The sequence below is a fragment of the Halorubrum sp. CBA1229 genome (assembly GCF_003721435.2).
In the GTDB taxonomy this organism is placed as follows: Archaea; Halobacteriota; Halobacteria; order Halobacteriales; family Haloferacaceae; genus Halorubrum.
Map to the genome: position 1 here is coordinate 1,775,885 of NZ_CP054585.1, position 19,416 is coordinate 1,795,300.

A 19,416-nucleotide genomic window follows, 5' to 3' on the forward strand; every position below is an offset into this window, starting at 1 on the left:
GCGGAGCGCGGTCCTTTTGTGCCGGATGGCCGAAGCCGAGGCATGGATATCGAGGAGGGCGGTCTCACCGTCTCCGTCCCCGAGGCCCGCGACGGGGCCAGCGAGGGCACCGGCGGCGGGGTCTTCTTCAACCCGACCCAGGAGCTGAACCGCGACATTACCGTCGCGGTGCTGCGCGCGTACCGCGAGCGGGAGCCGCGCGCGGCGTCGTACCTCGACGCGATGGCGGCGTCGGGGATCCGCGGGGTCCGCGCCGCCGCGGAGGGGTACGACGTCACCTGCGCCGACGTCGACCCGGACGCGGTCGAGCTCGCGGCCGAGAACCTCGCCGCCAACGACCTCGACGGCGAGACGGTCCACCGCGACGTCAACGCGCTGCTGTACGAGAACGTCTTCGACGTCGTCGACCTGGACCCGTACGGGACGCCGATCCCGTTCGCGGACGCCGCGCTCGCGAACGCGCGTAACCTCGTCTGCGTCACGGCGACCGACACCGCCCCGCTCTGCGGCGCGCACCTCAACAGCGGGATCCGGAAGTACGGCGCGGTCCCGCGCAACACCGACTACCACCCGGAGATGGGGCTCCGGACGCTGATCTCCGCGCTGGTGCGCACCGCAGCGCGCTACGACAAGGCGGCCCGCCCGATCGTCTCGCACGTCTCGCGCCACTACGCCCGGACCTACCTGGAACTGGAGTCCGGCGCGCAGGCGGCCGACGCCTGCGTCGACGAGCTGGGACACGTCGACAACTGCGAGGACTGCCTCTGGCGCGAGGCGACCCGCGGGCTGATCGCCGACCCGGTCGAGGCGTGCCCGGTCTGCGGGAGCGAGCGCGTGCTCACGGCCGGCCCGCTGTGGCTGGGGGCCGTCGCCGAGGCCGACTTCGCCCGCGCGGTGCGGCGGCACGTCACCGACGACATGGGCGAGGCGAAGCGCGCCCGGAAGCTGCTCGGGACCGTCGCCCGCGAGCTCGACACCCCCACGCACTACGACCAGCACCGTCTGTACAAGGAGTGGGGCGAGCCCGCCATCGGCATGGACGAGTTCGTCGACCGACTGCGGGGGGCCGGCCACGAGGCCAGCCGCGCCCACTACCGCGGCACCGCGGTCAAGACCGCCGCGTCGATCCCGGAGATGCGGGCGGCGGTTTTGGGCGAAACGGACTGACCGCGCCCGAGCCCCGACAGCACCGTCCCGTTTTTGTCGCCATCGCTCGAACGGCGGAGCGTGCCCCGACAAATGACCATCGCCTTCGGTACGGCGCGTCGCGTCGTCGACGTCGCGATCGACCGGCAGGTGACGTTCCTCGCCGCCGCGATCGCCTACTACGCGTTCGTCTCGCTGATCCCCGCGCTCCTGCTGCTCGTCGTCGTCGCGACCGCCGTCTTCGGCGAGACCATCGCCGGCGAGCTGGTGGCGGCGGCCGGCGGCTTCCTCACGCCCGCCGGCGAGGAGGCCGTCGCCGGCGCGATCGGCTCGGCGGGCGGTCGGACCGGCGCCAGCGTGCTCGGCGTGGCCGTGCTGCTGTGGTCGACGCTGAAGGTGTTCCGCGGGCTCGACACCGCGTTCGCCGAGCTGTACGGCGTCAAGGAGCCGCCGGACTTCGTGAAACAGCTCACCGACGCCGGCTCTGTCGTGCTCGGCGTGGGCGTGGGCGTCGGTGTGATGGTCGTCGTCGGCGCGTTCGTCGCGGCCGCCGACGCGGTCCCCGCCGTGGAAGCGGTTAGCATCCTCGCGCTGCCGGCCTTCCTCGCCGTCGCCTTCCTCCCGATGTACTACCTGCTCCCCCAGCCCCGCATCGGGCTCCGGGAGGCCCTCCCGGGCGCGGCCGTCGCCGCGGTCGGCTGGACGCTGCTGCAGGCCGGCTTCCAGCTGTACGCGGCGAGCGCCGGGCAGTATCAGGTGTACGGCGTCATCGGCGGGGTGCTGCTGCTCGTCACGTGGCTCTACCTCGCCGCCGTCGTCGTCGTGGTCGGCGGGGTCGTCAACGTCGTGCTGGCGGGTCGCGACGGGGCGTCCCCCGCGAGCGGCGCCGGCCTCGAGACCGGGTCGACCGCGGTCGACCACGCCGCGGACCGGCAGTTACAACACGACCGCGACCGACCCACGGGTATGAACGGCGAGTCGGACGGCGCGGGCGACGCCGGCGACGAGGAGCGGCCGGAGGGGGCGCCGGACGTCGCGGCGCTACAGGAGGAGATCGCGCGGCTGCGGGCGGAGTTCGACGAGTTCGAGGACGACGTCGAGCGGCGCACCGTCGACAAGCCCGCGGTGGAGTCAGAGCTGAAGCGCTACGTCCGGTCCCGGATGCGGCGCGGCCACGCCCGCGGCTGGGGACCGTACCTCGTGCTGCTGTACGGCACGGTGCTCATCTTAGGCGCGTTCTCCTTCCTCGACGGGCTCTACGCCATCGCCGCGATGCTCATCCTCGGGCTGTCGACGCTCGGGCTCTACACCCTCTTCATCATCGTCGGCATCGGCCTCAACCTGCTGGAGACGCCCGGGAAGGCGCTCGACTACGCCCGCGACCGGGGCGACGACTGACGAGTGACCGAATCGTGACCGGACTCGTCGCCGCGGAGCGCGGTCTCGGCGAGACCGCCCTCGTCGACGCGCTCCCCGAGGTCGTCGTCGTCGTCTTCGCGGCCGTCACCCACCTCGCCGACCCGTGGTTCCTCTTCGGGCTGCTGGCGGTCGCCTACTGGTTCGGGAGCGACCGGATCGCGGCCGCGCCGCGCCGCGCCGGCGCGACCGCCATCGCCGCCGTCACCTGCGCGTACGCCGCCGTCGCGCTCGGCAAGGCGTGGTTCGCCGTCCCCCGACCGCCGGGGGCGATGGGCCCCGTCGACGTGCCCGCGTGGCTCCCCGCTCTGCTCACCGGGTGGTACGAGGCGCAGGTGCTCTCCGACGGCTTCGGCTTCCCCAGCGGCCACGCCACCGGCGGCGCGGCGGCGTACCTCGCGCTGGCGCTGCTGTACGACCGCGCCTCGACCGGCGAGAGGCGGCTGCTCGCGGCCGGCGCCGTCGCCGTCGCGGTCGCCGCCTCGCGGGTGGTGATCGAGGTCCACTACCTCGTCGACGTGCTCGCCGGGCTCTGCCTCGGCGGGGTGGTCGTGGTCGGCGCGCTGTGGCTCGCGGGCGACCCTCGCTTCCGCGGGCGGAACGCCTCGCGGGTGGACCGCCGCGAGCCGACCGCCGCGCTCGACCCCACGCCGGCGTTCCTGCTGGCCGCGGTCGTCTCGCTCGCGGCGGCCGGCGTCGCGTTCGCCGCCGGGCACACCGGCGAGGTCGTCGAGGCGGGGATCGGGATCGCCACCGGGGTCGGCGGCGCGGCGGGCTGGCGGCTCGTCTCCGGGGACGAGCCCGCTGTCCCGGTCCGGATCGCCGTCCCGGCGCTCGCCGTCACCGGCGCGCTCTGGGTCGGCGCGTACGCGCTCGCCGACTCGCTCGTCGTCACGCTGGCCGCGACCACCGCGGCGGTCGTCGCCGTGGTCGCGCTGCCGGCGCTGCCGGAGCGGATCGAGGCGATATCGAGCGATCGGAGCTGAGCGAGTTCGGTAGGGACCGCGGTGTATCCCTCTGACCGATAGCGAGAGTGGACATAGTACGTCGCGAGTGAGGTGGTTTATAAATGATCGAGTGGTGTTGCCGTCGGCTGTTTATAAGTGAGTAGCGACTCTGGGTGAACACCTCCAAAGCCCCACCCGCAACCGCCCCGCACCTCCAACCTCCCCAACCTCGCGCCCTCTGGGCGCTCGGAGGCGCGCCGACCGCACCGCGCCATTCATTTATAAAAAATCGTTGCTCTCGCATTCTTCTGTTAAATACCACGTTGCCGACGGCGGTCTGCAATACCCACTCCCGCTATCGATCGCCGTCGCGCGCCGGTCGCGACGCGCCTCGTCGGCAGTCGAAAACTGCGTGACGATGCGAAACCGGAGAGACTGAGGGCGCTGACCGCACCGGAAAACCGACCGCACTAAAAATCGAACGCGCCGAGAGAGCCGAACGGTCGAGAGAGCCGCGACCGCGCCGTCGCCTCAGAACGTCTCGAGGTAGCGGTCCTCCTCCCACTGCGAGACCTGGGTGAGGTACTCGCTGAACTCCTGGGACTTCGCCTCGGCGAACTTCTCGGAGGTGTGCGGGCCGAGCGCCTCCTGAAGCACCTCGTCGGTCTCCAGCTCCTCGACGGCGGCGCCGAGGTTCGGCGGCAGCGTCTCGATGCCGTACTCCTCGCGCTTCTCCTCGTCGAACTCGTAGATGTCCTCGCGGACCGGGTCGCCGGGGTCGGCGCCGGTCTTGATCCCGTCGAGACCGGCGGCGATGAGCGACGCCATCCCGAGGTAGGGGTTACAGGACGGGTCGGGGCTGCGGACCTCGAAGCGCGCGGAGACGCCCGCGGCGTCCGGGACGCGGACGAGCGCCGAGCGGTTCGTGTCGGACCACGCGACGTAGATGGGCGCCTCGTAGCCGGGCACCAGGCGCTTGTAGGAGTTCACGGTCGGGTTGGTGACGGCCGTGAACGCCTTCGCGTGGTTCAGGATGCCGCCCATGAACTGGTAGGCCGTCTCGCTCAGGTTGAACTCGTCGTCGTTGTCGGCGAAGGCGTTGCCGTCCTCGTCGAACAGCGAGATGTGGCTGTGCATCCCCGAGCCGTTGATGTTGGCGATCGGCTTGGGCATGAACGTCGCGTGGAGGTCGTGCTGCTCGGCCACCGCGCGGACGACGGCGCGGAACGTCGCGATGTTGTCCGCGGTCGTGAGCGCGTCGTCGTACTTGAAGTTGATCTCGTGTTGCCCCTCGGCGACCTCGTGGTGCGAGGCCTCGATCTCGAAGCCCATCTCCTCTAGCGTGAAGATGATCTCCTTGCGGACGTCGGACGCGAGGTCCTTCGGCGCGAGGTCGAAGTAGCCGCCGTTGTCGTGGGGGATCGTCGTCGCGTTCCCGTCGTCGTCCTTCTCGAACAGGAAGAACTCCGGCTCGGGGCCGATGGAGACGGAGTAGCCCATCTCCTCGGCCTCCGCGAGGACGCTCTTGAGGACCTGACGCGGGCCGCCGGCGAACGGCTCGCCGTCGGTGTCGACGATGTCACAGATGAGCCGCGCGGCGCCGCTGTCGCCGTTCCCGTCGCTCCGCCACGGGAGCACCGCGAACGTGTCGGGGTCGGGGACGAGCCGCATGTCCGACTCCTGGATGCGCACGAACCCCTCGATGGAGGAGCCGTCGAAGTAGATGCCCTCGGTGAACGCCTTCTCGGCCTGGTGGGCCGGCACGGAGACGTTCTTCACGACGCCGAGGATGTCGGTGAACTGGAGCCGCAGGAAGTCGACGTTCTCTTCTTCGATCTCGTCGAGTACCGCCTGTTCTTCGGCCGTGAGGCCGCCGTCCGGTTTCGCTTGTTCGTCCGTCATGTTTTGGACAGTAATTCCTTATCTGCCAGTATAAAGGCCTTATCGCTTGGCGCATGAACCGCCACCCTCCCAATTATGGTGGACGTTCGTAAAATTCTAAACCCCTGAGGCCGTGGATAGGTGTGATGACGTACGAAAACCTCGACGCCAAACTCGTTAACTCCCTTCTCAGCAACGGCCGCGCGAGCCTCCGGAGCCTCGGTGACGAGCTCGACGTGTCCGTGACCACCGTCTCGAATCACCTCCGCGATCTCGAAGACGAGGGCGTGATCCGGGGGTATACGCCCATCGTCGACTACGACAAGCTCGGCTACGACGTGACGGCGGTGCTCCAGCTGAAGGTGGAGGGAAGCGCGCTCCCCGACGTCACGGAGAAGCTCCGGCAGGAGAAGCAGATGGTGAGCGTCTACGAGGTCACGGGCGACTACGACGTGATCGCGATCGGCAAGTTCACCGACACGGACGGGATGAACGACCAGATCAAGTCGATTCTCACCGACGCCGACATCCGCGAGTCGAACACGAGCGTCGTCTTGAACGCGGTGACGGAGAACGAGCAGTTCGACCTCGACCTCAACGACGAGTAGCCCGACCGCACGAGCGGCGATCCGGCCCGACCGCGCTACTCCCGCCCGGCCGCCGCTTCCAGGACCTCCACGGCCGGCAGCGGCTCGCCCGTCAGCGCGCGGATGTACGCCCCGCCCGCGATGGAGACGTGCGAGAAGTCGTCCTCGCTCAGGCCGTACATCTCGATCGCCCGGGAGGTGTCGCCGCCCCCGACGACCGAGAAGCAGTCGGTCTCCGCGATGGCCTCGAGCACGCCGACGGTGCCGTCGGCGAACCGCTCGTCCTCGAAGACGCCGAGCGCCCCCTTCACGAACACCGCGTCGGACTCGCGGACGAGCGGCTCGTAGGCCGCGACCGTCTCCGATCCCACGTCGAGGTACCCCGCGGTCTTCTCGTCGATCTCGTCGACGGCGACCTCCGCGCGCTCGCCGTCGGCCCCCTCGTACGCGAGGTCCGCGGCGAGGTGGATCGCGTCGCCGCGCTCGTCGAGCACGGACTCGATCAGCTCGCGGTTCTCCTCCCACTGCTCGTCGAACAGGTCCATGTCCCCGATGTCGTGCCCGACGGGGTGGCCCGCGGCGCGCAAGAAGAGCTCGCCGGCGACGCCGCCGAGGAGGAACCGGTCGACCCGGTCGTCTAAGGCGTCCATCACGCCGATCACGTCGGTCGCTTTGGTTCCGCCGACGACCATCGTCACCGGGCCGTCGAACTCGCGGGTCGCGATGGCGGTGTTGGCCTCGTACTCCGTCTCCATCACGCGGCCGGCGTACGACGGGAGGACGAGCGGGAAGCCGACCAGCGAGGCGTGCTTCCGGTGGGCGGCCGAGTAGGCGTCGTTGACGTACGCGTCGAACTTCGGCGCCAAGGTCCGGACGAACTCCGTGTCGGCCTTCTCCTCGGGCGACGCCTCGGGGAGTTCGTCGTCACACATCCGAGTGTTCTCCAACAGGAGGATTTCGCCCGCATCGAGCGCGTCGATGGCCGAAAGCGCCTCGTCGCCGTACGTGTCCTCGACGAAGGCGACGTCGCGGCCGACGTGTTCGGCGAGGATGTCGGCGTGGCCCGACAGCGACGTGAAGTCGTCGCGGCCGGGGCGGCCCTGGTGGGCCAGCAGGACGACCCGGTGGCCCGCCTCGGCGAGCTCGCGGACCGTCTCCGCGTGGCGCTCGAAGCGGCGGTTGTCCTGCGGTGCTCCGTCCTCGATCGGCGAGTTGAGGTCGAGCCGAACGAGGACGCGTTCGTCTGCCGGGAGGTCGTCGATGGTGTCGAAGGTGGCCATGGATGAGTGGTCGTCGATTGAGTATTTAAAAAGCGGTTCTTCGGGAGAACGTCGCCGCCGGGAGCCTCGGCCGCGGCGGCGTTCCGGTGGAGACCGACCCCGGCGGCGTTCCGGGATGGGACCGACCGCGCTCGCCGCTTACGCCTCGTCGTGGACGTACGCGGCCATGTCGAGCATCCGGTTCGAGAAGCCGTACTCGTTGTCGTACCAGGTGAGGATCTTCAGGAGCTTCCCGCCGGCGATGACGTTCGTCGACCCCAGGTCGACGTAGCTGGAGAACGGGAGGCCGACGATGTCGCTGGAGACGACCTCGTCGTCGGTGTAGCCGAGCACGCCCGCGAGCGGACCGGAGTCGGCTGCGTCGCGGAAGGCGGCGTTGACCTCCTCCGCGGTGACGGTCTCGTCGAGGCTGACGACGAACTCGGTGATGGAGCCGCTCGCGACCGGGACGCGCATCGCCATCCCGTCGATCTTCCCGTCCAGCTGCGGGAGGACCTTCTGTGCCGCGCCGGCCGCGCCCGTCGAGGTCGGCACGATGTTCTCGGCGGCCGCGCGCCCGCGGCGCGTCTTCGCCTTCGGGCCGTCGATGAGCGCCTGCGAGCCGGTGTAGGCGTGGACGGTGGTGAGGGTGCCGGCGTCGATGCCGAACTCCGCGTCGAGCACCTTCGCGACCGGCGTGATGGAGTTCGTCGTACAGGAGGCGTTCGAGATCACGTCGTCGCCGTCGTACTCGTCGTGGTTGACGCCGTAGACGAGCTGCTTGACCGGCTTCTCGCCCTTCGGCGGCGCCGAGATGATCACGGTGTCCGCGCCGCCGTCGAGGTGCGCGCTCGCGTCCTCGCGCGTCCGGAAGACGCCCGTGCACTCCAGGGCGACGTCGACGTCGAGCTCGTCCCACGGGAGGTCCGCGGGGTCCTGCACGTTGTACAGCGGGACCGAGGTGCCGCCGATCGTCAGCGCGTCGCCGTCGCGCTCGACGCCGTCGAGCCGCCCCATGACGGTGTCGTACTTCGCGAGGTACGCCATGTCGTTGAACTCCATCACGTCGTTGATGCCGACGAGCTCGATCCGCGGCGCCTCCAGCACCGCGCGGAACACGTTCCGTCCGATCCGACCGAACCCGTTGAGACCGACCCGCACGACCTCGTCGTCGCTCACGTCGTCCGCCGCATCGAGGTACGATTTACTCATATTTGAAAAAGCCGAGCCGCAGATACTTAAATCCGGCCGAGTCGGTCTGAGATAGTCACTATCGTTCGATTTCGTTACGAACGGTGTCGGCTGTCGGCGGCGCTCCCCGACCGACGGCGGCGGATCGACCCCGCACAGTGGCGCGTCGTGCCGGCCAATACGGCGACCGACAGAAGGCTTATCGGCGTCACCGCCTTCACGTGAGGTATGGATAGAGACGACCGTGACGATCCGTTCGGCGATTTCTTCGAGGAGATCGAACGGATGATGAACGAGATGGCGGGCGGCGAACCGGGCACCGAGGACGCCGGCTTCGGGTCGGCGACGCACGTGGACGCGTACGCCACCGACGACGGCGTGCGGCTCGTCGCCGACCTCCCGGCCGTCTCGAAGGAAGAGCTCTCCCTGCAGTGCGACGGCGAGGCGCTCACCATCTCCGCGGCCTCCGACCGGCGGGAGTACGACGAGACCGTCGACCTCCCCGTCCCGGTCGACGAGCACTCCGCGAACGCGACGTTCAACAACGGCGTCCTCGAGGTCACGTTCGACCGCGACGACGACTCCGCGTCGATCGACCTCGAGTAGGCGCTCCGGTTTCCGGTCAGTTCCTCCCCGCCGTCCGCTCGATGAGCTCCGCGAGCCGGTCGTAGAAATCGGGCTCATACTTCGTCGCCGCGTCCACTGTCGGGCGCGCGTTGGTCTCGTTGACGACGAGCCGGTCGCCCGTCGCGAGCAGGTCGACGCCGAGGTAGTCGATACCGAGGACGTCGGCCGCCCGCTCGGCCAGCTCCCGAGCGCGCTCCGGGAGGTCGACGCCGGTCGCCTCGGCGCCGCGGTGGACGTTGTGCTTCCACCGGCCCGCCTCGCGGGCGTCGTCGGGGAGTTCCCGGCGCACCGCGCCGGCGTACGCGCCGTCGACGACCATCGCGCGGTAGTCGCGCGCGTCGGGGAGGAACTCCTGGATCAGGTACGACTTGTCGCCGGTCGCGCGGTAGTCGTGGACGAGGTTCAGGTAGTCGACGACGCCGAGGAGGGAGTCGAGGTCGGCGGCGGTCGCGACGCCGACGCCCCGTGTCGCGGAGTTCGGCTTGACGACGACGGGGTACGAGAACGACGACACGGCGTCGGTGACGACCGCCTCGTCGACGGGGTTCGACACCAGCGTCGTCCGCGGCGTCGGGAGTCCGGCGTCGTCGAGCGCGGCGAGCGCGCCCGCCTTATTCCGGGAGGCGAGGACGGCGTCGCGGCCGTTCACCCACGGGACCGACAGCCGCGCGTCGACGACGGCGCCCTCCATGAGCCGCGAGGGGTAGACGAGGCCGACGTCGAAGCCGTCGAACTCGGCGTCGCCGTCGCTTTCCTTCCCGCCCTCGCCGCGCTCCCCGCCCGAGACGCGGAGCGACCGCTCCTTCGCCTGCACGTGCTCGACGGCGATTCCGCGACTCGCGAGCGGCTCGCGCACCCGGTCGAACGTCTCCGCGTCGGTCGTCATCGCCAGCCGGAGCATACGCTCGCTCGGGGCCGTTCGGACTTAAAAACGGTGCGGCGGTCGACGGTCGCTCGTCGACCTCGCGGGCGCCGACGCCGCTTCCGTGACGCCGACGGTATTCGATCCGGGCGCGACCCGCGCTCGCGCTACCCCAGGTGGCCTTCCTCGCGGAGCTGTTCCGCCTCGCTCTTCTCGTAGCGCCACGCGATGTCGCCCTTCTCGTCTTGCCAGTCCCACGGCTCAACGAGGACGATGTCGTCCTCGCGGATCCAGACGCGCTTCTGCATCCGCCCGGGGATGCGCGCGGTCCGCTCTTTCCCGTCCGCACAGCGGACGCGGACCCGGTTCGCGCCGAGCATCTCGACGACCTCCGCGAACACCTCGTCGTCGTCGGGCATCCGGAGGTCGTTTCGGCCGTCGCCGTCTCCGTCGCTCATGCGTACGCGGTGATACGCGTTCCCGGAAATAAAAGGGCCGCTCTCCGCGCGGAAGCGTCCTTTTTAAACACCGACGGGCGCGATCGGCGGGTATGCGCGACACGCTCGGACCCACCGGCCTCGTCGGCGTCGCCCTCGTCCTCCTCGCGGTCGGCCTGTTGACCGCGTACGACCCCGTCGTCGGCGGCGGGGTCGCCCTCCTGCTGGCCGGGCTCGGACTGATCGCGAAGGGCGTCGCCGACTCGGCGATGCGCACCTTCGGCCTCAAGTAGCCGTTCTCTGCCCTCTCGCCGCTCGCTCCTCCGACCGACCCTTCTCGCGCCGCTCCCGAAAGAGTGATAACCGGCGGCCGCCCCGGACCGATCATGGTCGACGCACCCGCGGTCGCGGTCGAACTGGCGGAGCTCCTCGCGGTGGTCGTCGGGGCCGGCGCGGCCTCGGTGATCGGCGTCCTGCTTGAACGGTTCGGACTCTCCGCGGCCTCCACGGGCGACCTCGTGCTCGGCGCGTGGGCGGTCGGGATGGGGCTGCTCGCGCTGTACGTCGGGATCGTCGCGCTCGGGTACGAGCAGGCGCTCCCCCGCCTCCGGCGGCTCGCCGCCGGCGAGTAGGACCGCGACGGCGAACGCCGGGACGGCGACCCGCGGCCGATCGCTTATAAATCTCCGCGCTTCGCGAGGTCCCGAACCGTCTCCGCCCGCTCGCGGATCGCGGCCCACTCCGCGTCGTCTTTGTCGTCGACGTGCGAGTACATCAGTCCCATCCGGCCGGTGCCGCGGAGCGTCTTCTCCTTGTCCTTCAGGAAGTCCCAGTAGAGCGCGTTGAACGGGCACGCGCCCTCGCCCGTCGTCCGGGAGACGGCGTAGGGGCACGACGCGCAGTAGTCGCTCATCCGGTTCACGTAGCTCCCCGAGGCGGCGTACGGCTTCGAGGAGAGCACGTCGGTCCCGAACGACCCCATCGCGACGACGTTCGGCGTCGTCACCCAGTGGTACGCATCCACGAAGCCGAGGTGGAACCACTCGTTCACGTCGGCGGGGTCGGCGCCGTAGAGCAGCGCGAAGTTCGACAGCACCATCAGCCGCTCGATGTGGTGGGCGTACCCGTACTCGCGGACGTGGTCGACCGCCTCGGAGAGGCACCGCATCTCCGTGTCCCCGTCCCAGTACGCCGGCGGGAGCTCCCGCGACTGATCCAGCTGATTCGCGTCCGCCAGCGCCGGCATCGCCTCGCGGTAGACGTGTCGCGTGAACTCCCGCCAGCCGATCACCTGCCTGATGAACCCCTCGGCCGCGTTCAGCGGAACCGAGAGACGGTCGTCGCCGCCGCTGTCGCCCGCGCCGACTCCGTCCTCTCCCTCGGTTCCGCCCTCCGCGAACGCGTCGAGCGTCGTCCCCGAACCGCCGCCCGCCGCGGGGTCGTCGTCGGGGTCGTACCCGCCGGGCTCGACCCCGCGCCGCTCGTAGGCTGCCTCCACCGCCCGGACCGGTTCGCGCGGGTGGAGGAGTCCGAGGTTGATCGGGACCGAGAGCAGGGAGTGCGAGAGGAACGGCTCCCCCGTCACCATCGCGTCCTCGTACCGCCCGAACGACGGCAGCCGCTCCCGAACGAACGCGTCGAGCGCGGCCCGGGCCTCCTCTCTGGTGACCGGCCACGCGAACCCGTCCAGCGCGTCCTCCCCCCACGTGTCGAACCGGTCGCGGACCCACGCGTGCGTCTCTCGGGTGAGTTCGTCGGGCTCGAACCCCGGCCGCTCCGGCGGCTCCCAGTCGTCCGGCGGGGTCTCTTGGTTCAGGTCGTCGTAGTTCCACTCGCCGCCGACCGGCTCGTCGCCGTCCATCAGCACGCCCGTCTCGCGGCGGACGTGGCGGTACCAGCTCTCCTGTCGGTAGCTCCGGGCGGCGGTGCCGTCCTCGTCGAGGACCGACTCCGTCCCGCTCTCGCCCTCGCTCCCATCGTCCGGACTCCCCGCCCACTCCCGCCAGTCGCTCGGCGTCGTCCAGAACAGCTCGTTATCCAACAGCTCCAGCGACCCGCCTCGCTCGGCGACGAGCTCGCGGAGGCGCTCGGCGGCGCCGTGGCTCGCGGGGCGCATCAGTCGGAGGTCGGGGTCGGAGCGGTCGGTCAGGAACTCCTCGAGGCCCTCGCCGAACGACTCGGCCGTCAGGTACGTCACGTCGCGGCCGCGCTCGCGGAGCTCGTCCCGGAAGTGGCGCATCGCGGAGAAGACGAGCGTCAGCTTGTGGGCGTGGTACGGCTTCCGGTCGGCGAAGCCGTGCGCCTCGATCAGCAGCACCTCGTCGGCGTCGTCGAGGACGTCGAGCTCGGGGTTGAGCTGATCGCCGAGCAGCCAGAGGACGGCGTCGTCGCTCATGGACCACGACACGAGCGCGGTCGACGTAGGTCTGGGGGCCGGACGGTCGGGGCCGAGCCACAACACCCCCCTTTTTATTCGGCCTCGACGAGGGGAGACCGTGGACGAAATACTCACGAACTGGCTCCTCGGTCTGATCGCTGCCCTCCTCGCCGTGCTCGTGCTCGACTCGACCGGGCAGTCGTTCCTCGCTCCGCTCGCCCCGGTCGCGAACGTGCTCGCGCTCGTGACGTTCCTGGCGTTCGTGCTCCTGACGGGCGCGTTCCTCGTGTACACGGCGTCGTTCCGCAACGCGTAGATCGCTCCCGCGGCGGTCCCGGCCGGCGCGGATACCTTTTTACTCTGCGTCCGTCTGGTCGCCGTATGGAGTACACCACCCTCGGCGACACCGGAATGACGGTGTCGAAGATCTGTCTCGGCTGCATGAGCTTCGGCGACCCGGACTGGCGCGAGTGGGTCCTCGACGAGGAGGACGGGAAGGAGATCGTCGAGCGCGCCCTCGAACTCGGGGTGACCTTCTTCGACACCGCCAACATGTACTCGAACGGCGAGTCGGAGCGCGTCCTCGGCGAGGCGCTGGAGGGCCACCGCGAGGAGACCGTCGTCGCCACGAAGGGCTACTTCCAGATGGACGAGTCGAACCCGAACTCGGGCGGGCTCTCGCGGAAGGCGATCGAACAGGAGCTGCAACACAGCCTCGACCGGCTCGGCATGGACACGATCGACCTCTATCAGATCCATCGCTGGGACGACGACACGCCGATCGAGGAGACGCTCGCCGCGCTCGACGACGCCGTCCGCCGCGGCGACGTGCGGTACGTCGGCGGCTCCTCGATGTGGGCCCACCAGTTCGCGGAGGCGCTCCACGCGAGCGAGCGCGAGGGGTACGAGCGGTTCGCCACGATGCAGAACCACTACAACCTCGCCTACCGCGAGGAGGAGCGCGAGATGCTCCCCCTCTGCGAGAAGGAGGGGATCGGCGTGATGCCGTGGAGCCCGCTCGCGCGCGGCTACCTCACCCGGCCGCACGAGGAGGTCGACGCCACGCTGCGCGGGGAGACCGAGGAGCACCTCTACGAGCACCCCTACCGCGAGGGCGGCGGTCCGGTGGTCAACGCGCGCGTCGCGGAACTGGCCGCGGAGAAGGGCGTGAAGATGGCCCAGATCGCGCTGGCGTGGCTGTTCCACAAGGAGTGGGTCGACACGCCCATCGTCGGCACGACCAGCGTCGAGCACTTGGAAGACGCCGTCGAGGCCCTCGACATCGATCTGTCCGCCTCGGATCTGGAGTGGCTCGAGGAGCCGTACGAGCCGGTTCGGGTCTCCGGTCACGAGTAACGAGATCGGTGTACGAACGATCATCAGTACGAGATATCTCACTCGTTTTAATTGCCTTCATGACGTTTTAGGCATATAGTGGCAAGTTATTAATGTGCTAGTAGTTGCCATGATTCTATGAGCGACGATGTCGATCAATCTCCCGTCCCGTCGAGCACCGAGTACGCACGCACCCGGACGCGGTGTCCGAACTGCGGGAACCGCGTGCCGGCGGTCGGCCGCGACGCGGAGACGACCGAGTGTCCGAACTGTCACCGGCCGGTCCGGGCCTGAGGGCCGGGAGGAGGCGGCCGCGCAGCGGACACCGAGCCGGTTCCCCCGATATAAACGCACCGTCGAGAGCCGGAGCAACAACCCTTTTCGGCCGGGCTACCGAACCGATGTCCATGGCAGACGACGAGACCAACGACGCCGAGGAACAGGGCGACAGCGCCGCCGGAGCCGACGGCGGGGACGCCGAGGGCGGCGACGACGAGGAGAAGTCCTTCCGCGAGCGCGTCGAGGAGATCCGCGAGCGACGCGAGCAGGAGCGCGAGGAGGGCGACCGGCCCGATCCGGAGGAGATGATGGGCGGTGGCGGCGGCCCGCCCGGGATGGGCGGCGGTGGCGGCGGCAACCCGTTCGCGCAGATGATGTCCGGCATGATGGGCGGCGGCGGTCCCGGCGGCGCCGGCGGCCCGCCCGGGATGGGCGGCGGTCCGGGCGGTCCCGGCGGCCGCGGCGAGGAGGGCGGCGACCAGGTCGGCAACGAGGAGCTCGTGCGCGAGGTGCGCCAGCTCCGCGACGAGGTCCGCGACGCGACCCGTCAGCTCCAGCGCATCGCGCAGGCGCTCGAAGACGACTAACGCGGCGGTAGTTCTCTGCAGTCGCGATTCTGTTCCGTTTGTCGACGTACAGAAGTGATACGCTCGTCCGTCGATCGATCGCCGGGGCGAGTGCCACGGATCGGCGGCAGTGGTGTGGTATTTAAAAACTCGTGAGGACGGCGATGCTCGTTTATCAACTGATGGGGCGGTGGCGCGCCTCCGAGCGGTCGCCGGCGGCGACCGCGAGGAGTCCGCGAGGGACGCGGTGAGCGCTCGGAGAGCGCGAACCGCGAGTCTGGGGAGGTGTGAGGTGTGGTTTCGGTGTGGGGTGGGATTCAAAGGGGCAGCCGTGAGGCGGACGCAGGCGACGTAAGCACTGCAAGGAGCGAACAAAGTGAGCGACTGAAGCGCGCAGCGAGCGTGCGTCCGCCTCACGGCTGGGGCTTTGGAGATGTTCGCTGCACCAGCGACTGCGACGACGTGCAGCCGAGCGGCGGGGCCTTTGGAGGCCTTCACCGAAGCGTCGTCAACGGTATATAAATAACCGACAGCGACACCGTCGCTTACTCATAAACAACCGATCGACCGAATTGACACACGTACTCCCGCTATCTCTCACCTCCGGCTCCGTACCGGTTGAAAAAACCGCGGCGCCGATAGCTCGTTACCGACAGCTCGCCGCGTCTAACACTCCGACCAGCCGCACGACTCGCACGTCTTGCAGCCCTCGGAGTAGTAGAGGTTCATCCCGCCGCAGTCGGGACACTCGGGCGACTCGCCCGCCGCGATGAGCTCCTGCATCGCGTCGTCGGCGCCGGCCGCGTCGTCCTCGGCCGCCGGGCCGGGGCCGCTCGGGGCGTCCGTCGCCGCGCCCGCGTCGACCGCGCCGCCGTCGGTCTGGCTCGCCGTCTCGTTCGCCAGGTCGCGCTCGACGTCGTCGAGGCTCTGCTGTTGCGGGATCCCCTTGTCGATCTCGTCGTCGAGGTAGCGCCGGAGCGCGGTGCCGATCGCGTCCGGGATCGACTGGATCTGCTCGCCTTTGTCCCAGGCGACCTTCGGACTCCGGGTGCCCTGCAGCTCGTCGACGATCTCCTCGGGGTCCACGCCCGAGCGGAGCGCCGTCGAGATGACCTTCGCGAGCGCCTCCGTGAAGGAGTTGGTGTAGCCGCCGGAGTGGCCGATGTTCGCGAACAGCTCGAACGGCCGGCCGTTCTCGTCCTCGTTGATGGTGACGTACACCTTGCCGTACCCGGTCTCGATGCGCTGGGTGACGCCGTTCAGGGAGTCGGGGCGCGGGCTGCGCTCGCTGTAGTCGATGCGCGGCTGCTCGCTCGCCTCGAGCAGGTCCGCGATCTCCGTGTCGATCGCCGCCTGCACGTCCTCGTTCTCGAGGAACGCCTCGACGCCGCCGAACACCTCGCCGATCTGCTCGACGATCGTCTCGGCCGCCTCGCTCTCGTCGGCGAACTCCGTGTTCTTCGCGCGCGTCGTGAGCACCTGCTTCGAGCGGGTGCCGTCGCGGTAGACGGTGACGCCCTTCCCGCCGTGGTCGTAGATGTAGCGGTACACCTCCTCCATCTCCTCGGCCGTGGCGTCGTTCGGGAAGTTACACGTCTTCGAGATGGCGGAGTCGACGCCCTCCTGGCAGGCGCACTGGACCGCCGCGTGCTGCTTGCCCGAGAGGTCGCCGGTGACGACGAACAGCTCGCCGATCGCGTCCGGCACCGTCTCCAGGCCGTCCACGCCGTCGAACTCGTTTTCCGCCATCTGCTCTTGGGCCTCCCGCTTGACGGCGTCGACGTCGACGTCGTTCTCCTCTAAGGTGCGCAGGAAGTAGTCGTCGAACTCGACGAGCATCTCGTCGCCCTGGACGTCGTCGGAGACGTTCTTGTAGTAGGCGACGTTGTAGATTGGCTCGCAGCCGCCGGTGGTGTTCCCGATCATCGACGTCGTGCCCGTGGGCGCGATCGTCGTCGTGTTGTGGTTGCGGATCGGGAAGCCGTCCGCCCACTCGTCCGCGTCGAGGCCGGTGTAGTGCTCGAACCAGTCGCGGTACTCGGTGGGGTTCGCGTACTTCGACTCCTCCCAGTCGTTGAACGTCCCGCGCTCCTGCGCGAGCTCGTGGGAGGTCTGCTTCGACGCGTGGTTGATGTGGGTCATCAGCTGGCGGGCGACCTCGTTGCCCTCCTCGGTGCCGTACTGGATGCCGAGCTGGATGTACAGCTGGGCGAGCCCCATGACCCCCAGTCCGATCTTCCGCATGTCGCGGACCTTCTGCTCGATCTTGTCGACCGGGAAGTCCGACATCGTCACGACGTTCTCGAGGAAGCGGGTGCCGTAGTCGATCCGCTCGTCGAACTCCTCGAAGTCGATCGCCTCCTCGAGGAAGGCCGACATGGCGGCCTCCTTCGACGCGTACTCGTCGGCGTGCTCGTCGGACCAGACGCGCCAGTCCGGGGCGTCCTGCGCCGCGAGCGTCGAGAGGTTGATATGACCGAGGTTACACGCCTCGTACTCCTCTAACGGCTGCTCGCCGCAGGGGTTCGTCGCGAGGATCCGGTGGTCCGGGTGTTCCTTCGTATCGAAGGAGTGCTCCTTGTTCACGCGTTCGAGGTAGATGACGCCCGGTTCGCCGTTCTCGTGGGCGCCCTCGATCATGTCGTCCCACAGCTCTTGGGCCGGGATCGAGAGCTCCTCGCCGACCTCGACGTGCTCGCCGAGGCCGAACATGTCGTAGATCTCCTTCGTCTCGGGGGTCGCGATGTGCGGCTCCTCCGTGCGCGGGTTGGTGAAGGTGAACTCCTCGTCGTTGTACAGCGCCTCCATGAAGTCGTCGGTGACGCCGACGCTGATGTTGAAGTTCGACAGGTGGCCCTCCACGGCGTTGCGGAGGTGTTCGGGCACCCGCCCGTCCTCGTCGATGAGGTCGCGGGCCTCCTCTAAGGCGTCCGCGAAGGAGTTGTGCGTGAAGTCGTCGGGGTCGTTCAGGCGCAGCGAGTGCGCCAGCGAGACGTCCTTGTTCTTCGAGTGGATGAACTGGATGACGTCCGGGTGCGAGACGCGCATGACGCCCATCTGGGCGCCGCGGCGCGCGCCGCCCTGCGCGATCGTCTCGCACATCTGGTCGAACGTCCGCATGAACGTGATCGGCCCGGAGGCGATCCCGCCCGTCGAGCCGACCGAGTCGCCGTAGGGGCGGAGCTTCCAGAACGCGTACCCCATGCCGCCGCCGGACTGGAACACCTCGGCCGCCTCCTTGGCGGTCTGGTGGATGTCGGTGATGTCGTCGTCCGGGGAGTCGACGAAGCAGGCGGAGAGCTGCTGGAGCTCGTCGCCCGCGTTCATCAGCGTCGGCGAGTTCGGCATGAAGGAGAGCCGCTCCATCCCGTCGCGGAACCGGTCTGCGGTCGCCTCGACGTGCTCGCGCACGCTCTCGGGGAGCTCGGGGACGACGGTGTCGTACGCGAACTTGTTGACGTTGTGCGCCGTGAGCGTCGCCTCCGCGTCGTCCTTGGCGGTCGTGCCCGCGCCGAAGACCTCCTCGGCGAGCTCGTCGCGCCGCGGGTGGTCGGGCTTCAGCTGGTCGGGCGTGACCGTGACCTCGACGTCCTGCTTCTCGGCCTCGAAGACCGCCTCCGCGAGCGCGACGTTGCGCGCGACGCGGTCGAACAGCTCCTCGGGGTTCTCGATCGTCTCGCCGTCCGCGTTCTTCCGGAGGTACCGCGCAGGCAGGATGTTGTGGTAGGCGTTGGCGGTGAGGCGCTCCTCCATCGTGTCGCCTGTGGTTCGTTTGATCGGCAGTTCGAGTTCGTCGGCGGCGACGCCGTCGCTGCTCATTCGACGGCCACCCCGCTCGGTTGACGTGCGTTCTGGCTCATATATGGTGTCTACGTACTGTCGCAGCAGGCCCTTTTGTGTTCCGCTCCCGGCCCGGATAGGTGGCTACCTGTTCGATTCGGTATGTAATTCCCGGTCCGCGTGTCTGACGCCGGATTCGATTACGTTCAAACTGCACGTGTTCCGGACACATAAGCGTAGCCAGACCAGAGTGAAACTGATCTCTTCGGCGCCAAATCGTCAGATAGATCGGTCCTCCCACCGGAACAAAAGGGGGGTTCCTCACCCCCGATTTTTAGCGTTGTGCTCCGTGTTACCGCGGTCTCAGCGGTCGGGTCCGTGACGCTCCTGTCCCTTCGTCGCAGTATTTGCCGACACACCTATCAGATTTCAATAACCGACAGATTGCGTCTCCTCCCCACAAGCTTATGCCGGACGTGCTCGTGGGCCCGGACATGACCGCTTCACTCGCCGCCTGGGTATCGTCGCTCCCGCTTCAGGCGGGGCTCTTAGCCAGTCAGGCGGGACAGCTCCTCGTCGCCTTGGTCGCCGTCGCGATCGTTATCGTCGTCGGCAAGTTCGTGCTGAAGCTCGCGTGGCGACTGGTCACGATCGGAATCGTCCTCGTCGCCGCGTTCTTCCTCCTGTCGACGATCGGGATTATATAAAAAACGACGCCGGCGGTTC

General features: G+C 68.9%; 19 protein-coding genes. 12 read left to right on the forward strand and 7 right to left on the reverse strand.

Annotated elements, in window-relative coordinates:
* Positions 1–42 precede the first annotated feature (42 nt).
* The 3 genes from Hrr1229_RS08805 to Hrr1229_RS08815 all read left to right on the forward strand — a co-directional run bounded on the left by Hrr1229_RS08805 (position 43) and on the right by Hrr1229_RS08815 (position 3,548).
* Positions 43–1,167 (forward strand): tRNA (guanine(26)-N(2))-dimethyltransferase, encoded by a 1,125-nt coding sequence (locus tag Hrr1229_RS08805; protein WP_123113250.1) that lies wholly within the window; start codon positions 43–45, stop codon positions 1,165–1,167.
* Positions 1,168–1,239: 72 nt separating this feature from the next.
* Entirely contained in the window at positions 1,240–2,544 is a 1,305-nt protein-coding gene (locus tag Hrr1229_RS08810) for a YihY/virulence factor BrkB family protein (RefSeq protein WP_123113249.1), read from the forward strand.
* 14 nt (positions 2,545–2,558) lie between these two features.
* Entirely contained in the window at positions 2,559–3,548 is a 990-nt protein-coding gene (locus tag Hrr1229_RS08815; protein WP_123113248.1) for a phosphatase PAP2 family protein, read from the forward strand.
* A gap of 492 nt (positions 3,549–4,040) precedes the next feature.
* Here the strand turns inward: Hrr1229_RS08815 and glnA are convergent, their stop codons facing one another.
* A complete protein-coding gene (gene glnA, locus Hrr1229_RS08820) occupies positions 4,041–5,411 on the reverse strand; it encodes a type I glutamate--ammonia ligase (RefSeq protein WP_123113247.1) in 1,371 nt (456 codons plus the stop codon).
* A gap of 125 nt (positions 5,412–5,536) precedes the next feature.
* Between glnA and lrp the strand changes: the two genes are divergently transcribed.
* A complete protein-coding gene (lrp, locus tag Hrr1229_RS08825; RefSeq protein ID WP_123113246.1) occupies positions 5,537–5,998 on the forward strand; it encodes an HTH-type transcriptional regulator Lrp in 462 nt (153 codons plus the stop codon).
* Between the two features lie 35 nt (positions 5,999–6,033).
* Here the strand turns inward: lrp and Hrr1229_RS08830 are convergent, their stop codons facing one another.
* Both Hrr1229_RS08830 and gap read right to left on the reverse strand, forming a co-directional pair.
* Complete coding sequence (locus Hrr1229_RS08830; RefSeq protein ID WP_123113245.1) at positions 6,034–7,257, reverse strand: phosphoglycerate kinase; 1,224 nt, start codon at positions 7,255–7,257, stop codon at positions 6,034–6,036.
* Between the two features lie 138 nt (positions 7,258–7,395).
* On the reverse strand, positions 7,396–8,448 hold the full coding sequence (gap, locus tag Hrr1229_RS08835; protein ID WP_123113244.1) for a type I glyceraldehyde-3-phosphate dehydrogenase: 1,053 nt from the start codon (positions 8,446–8,448) through the stop codon (positions 7,396–7,398).
* Between the two features lie 207 nt (positions 8,449–8,655).
* On the opposite strand from gap, the gene Hrr1229_RS08840 reads away from it, so the two are divergent.
* Positions 8,656–9,033 (forward strand): Hsp20/alpha crystallin family protein, encoded by a 378-nt coding sequence (locus Hrr1229_RS08840; RefSeq protein WP_094521978.1) that lies wholly within the window; start codon positions 8,656–8,658, stop codon positions 9,031–9,033.
* Positions 9,034–9,049: 16 nt separating this feature from the next.
* Here Hrr1229_RS08840 and Hrr1229_RS08845 read toward each other — a convergent pair whose 3' ends face one another.
* Both Hrr1229_RS08845 and eif1A read right to left on the reverse strand, forming a co-directional pair.
* The gene (locus Hrr1229_RS08845; RefSeq protein ID WP_123113243.1) at positions 9,050–9,955 is read right to left on the reverse strand and encodes a RimK family alpha-L-glutamate ligase; all 906 of its coding nucleotides are present in this window, start codon (positions 9,953–9,955) and stop codon (positions 9,050–9,052) included.
* A 128-nt stretch (positions 9,956–10,083) separates the two neighbouring features.
* Entirely contained in the window at positions 10,084–10,374 is a 291-nt protein-coding gene (eif1A, locus tag Hrr1229_RS08850) for a translation initiation factor eIF-1A (protein WP_123113242.1), read from the reverse strand.
* Positions 10,375–10,466: 92 nt separating this feature from the next.
* Between eif1A and Hrr1229_RS08855 the strand changes: the two genes are divergently transcribed.
* Complete coding sequence (locus Hrr1229_RS08855; protein ID WP_123113241.1) at positions 10,467–10,646, forward strand: hypothetical protein; 180 nt, start codon at positions 10,467–10,469, stop codon at positions 10,644–10,646.
* Between the two features lie 93 nt (positions 10,647–10,739).
* Positions 10,740–10,985, forward strand: coding sequence for a hypothetical protein (locus Hrr1229_RS08860; protein WP_123113240.1), 246 nt, complete (start codon positions 10,740–10,742; stop codon positions 10,983–10,985).
* Positions 10,986–11,029: 44 nt separating this feature from the next.
* On the opposite strand, the gene Hrr1229_RS08865 is transcribed toward Hrr1229_RS08860, so the two are convergent.
* Entirely contained in the window at positions 11,030–12,748 is a 1,719-nt protein-coding gene (locus tag Hrr1229_RS08865; protein ID WP_123113239.1) for a cryptochrome/photolyase family protein, read from the reverse strand.
* A 100-nt stretch (positions 12,749–12,848) separates the two neighbouring features.
* Here Hrr1229_RS08865 and Hrr1229_RS08870 point away from each other — a divergent pair, with 100 nt between their 5' ends.
* From Hrr1229_RS08870 to Hrr1229_RS08885, 4 genes are all read left to right on the forward strand, one after another.
* Complete coding sequence (locus tag Hrr1229_RS08870) at positions 12,849–13,046, forward strand: hypothetical protein (RefSeq protein ID WP_123113238.1); 198 nt, start codon at positions 12,849–12,851, stop codon at positions 13,044–13,046.
* Between the two features lie 65 nt (positions 13,047–13,111).
* The gene (locus Hrr1229_RS08875; protein ID WP_123113237.1) at positions 13,112–14,086 is read left to right on the forward strand and encodes an aldo/keto reductase; all 975 of its coding nucleotides are present in this window, start codon (positions 13,112–13,114) and stop codon (positions 14,084–14,086) included.
* A 117-nt stretch (positions 14,087–14,203) separates the two neighbouring features.
* Positions 14,204–14,359, forward strand: coding sequence for a hypothetical protein (locus Hrr1229_RS08880; RefSeq protein WP_176329388.1), 156 nt, complete (start codon positions 14,204–14,206; stop codon positions 14,357–14,359).
* Positions 14,360–14,472: 113 nt separating this feature from the next.
* Positions 14,473–14,931 (forward strand): hypothetical protein, encoded by a 459-nt coding sequence (locus Hrr1229_RS08885; protein ID WP_123113236.1) that lies wholly within the window; start codon positions 14,473–14,475, stop codon positions 14,929–14,931.
* A gap of 645 nt (positions 14,932–15,576) precedes the next feature.
* Here Hrr1229_RS08885 and Hrr1229_RS08890 read toward each other — a convergent pair.
* Positions 15,577–18,729: an adenosylcobalamin-dependent ribonucleoside-diphosphate reductase gene (locus Hrr1229_RS08890; RefSeq protein ID WP_123113235.1), complete on the reverse strand. Its 3,153-nt coding sequence runs from the start codon at positions 18,727–18,729 to the stop codon at positions 15,577–15,579.
* A 428-nt stretch (positions 18,730–19,157) separates the two neighbouring features.
* Between Hrr1229_RS08890 and Hrr1229_RS08895 the strand changes: the two genes are divergently transcribed.
* Positions 19,158–19,397 carry a hypothetical protein gene (locus Hrr1229_RS08895; protein WP_123113234.1) on the forward strand — a complete coding sequence of 80 codons (240 nt, stop codon included), beginning with the start codon at positions 19,158–19,160 and terminating at the stop codon, positions 19,395–19,397.
* Positions 19,398–19,416: the final 19 nt, after the last annotated feature.

Coding starts and splice junctions, on each gene's coding strand:
- Hrr1229_RS08880 (WP_176329388.1), top strand. CDS start 14,204: ATGAGCGACGATGTCGATCAATCTCCCGTCCCGTCGAGCACCGAGTAC.
- Hrr1229_RS08890 (WP_123113235.1), bottom strand. CDS start 18,729: ATGAGCAGCGACGGCGTCGCCGCCGACGAACTCGAACTGCCGATCAAA.
- Hrr1229_RS08895 (WP_123113234.1), top strand. CDS start 19,158: ATGCCGGACGTGCTCGTGGGCCCGGACATGACCGCTTCACTCGCCGCC.
- Hrr1229_RS08865 (WP_123113239.1), bottom strand. CDS start 12,748: ATGAGCGACGACGCCGTCCTCTGGCTGCTCGGCGATCAGCTCAACCCC.
- glnA (WP_123113247.1), bottom strand. CDS start 5,411: ATGACGGACGAACAAGCGAAACCGGACGGCGGCCTCACGGCCGAAGAA.
- Hrr1229_RS08860 (WP_123113240.1), top strand. CDS start 10,740: ATGGTCGACGCACCCGCGGTCGCGGTCGAACTGGCGGAGCTCCTCGCG.
- Hrr1229_RS08845 (WP_123113243.1), bottom strand. CDS start 9,955: ATGCTCCGGCTGGCGATGACGACCGACGCGGAGACGTTCGACCGGGTG.
- gap (WP_123113244.1), bottom strand. CDS start 8,448: ATGAGTAAATCGTACCTCGATGCGGCGGACGACGTGAGCGACGACGAG.
- Hrr1229_RS08830 (WP_123113245.1), bottom strand. CDS start 7,257: ATGGCCACCTTCGACACCATCGACGACCTCCCGGCAGACGAACGCGTC.
- Hrr1229_RS08885 (WP_123113236.1), top strand. CDS start 14,473: ATGGCAGACGACGAGACCAACGACGCCGAGGAACAGGGCGACAGCGCC.
- Hrr1229_RS08840 (WP_094521978.1), top strand. CDS start 8,656: ATGGATAGAGACGACCGTGACGATCCGTTCGGCGATTTCTTCGAGGAG.
- Hrr1229_RS08810 (WP_123113249.1), top strand. CDS start 1,240: ATGACCATCGCCTTCGGTACGGCGCGTCGCGTCGTCGACGTCGCGATC.
- eif1A (WP_123113242.1), bottom strand. CDS start 10,374: ATGAGCGACGGAGACGGCGACGGCCGAAACGACCTCCGGATGCCCGAC.
- lrp (WP_123113246.1), top strand. CDS start 5,537: ATGACGTACGAAAACCTCGACGCCAAACTCGTTAACTCCCTTCTCAGC.
- Hrr1229_RS08875 (WP_123113237.1), top strand. CDS start 13,112: ATGGAGTACACCACCCTCGGCGACACCGGAATGACGGTGTCGAAGATC.
- Hrr1229_RS08805 (WP_123113250.1), top strand. CDS start 43: ATGGATATCGAGGAGGGCGGTCTCACCGTCTCCGTCCCCGAGGCCCGC.
- Hrr1229_RS08855 (WP_123113241.1), top strand. CDS start 10,467: ATGCGCGACACGCTCGGACCCACCGGCCTCGTCGGCGTCGCCCTCGTC.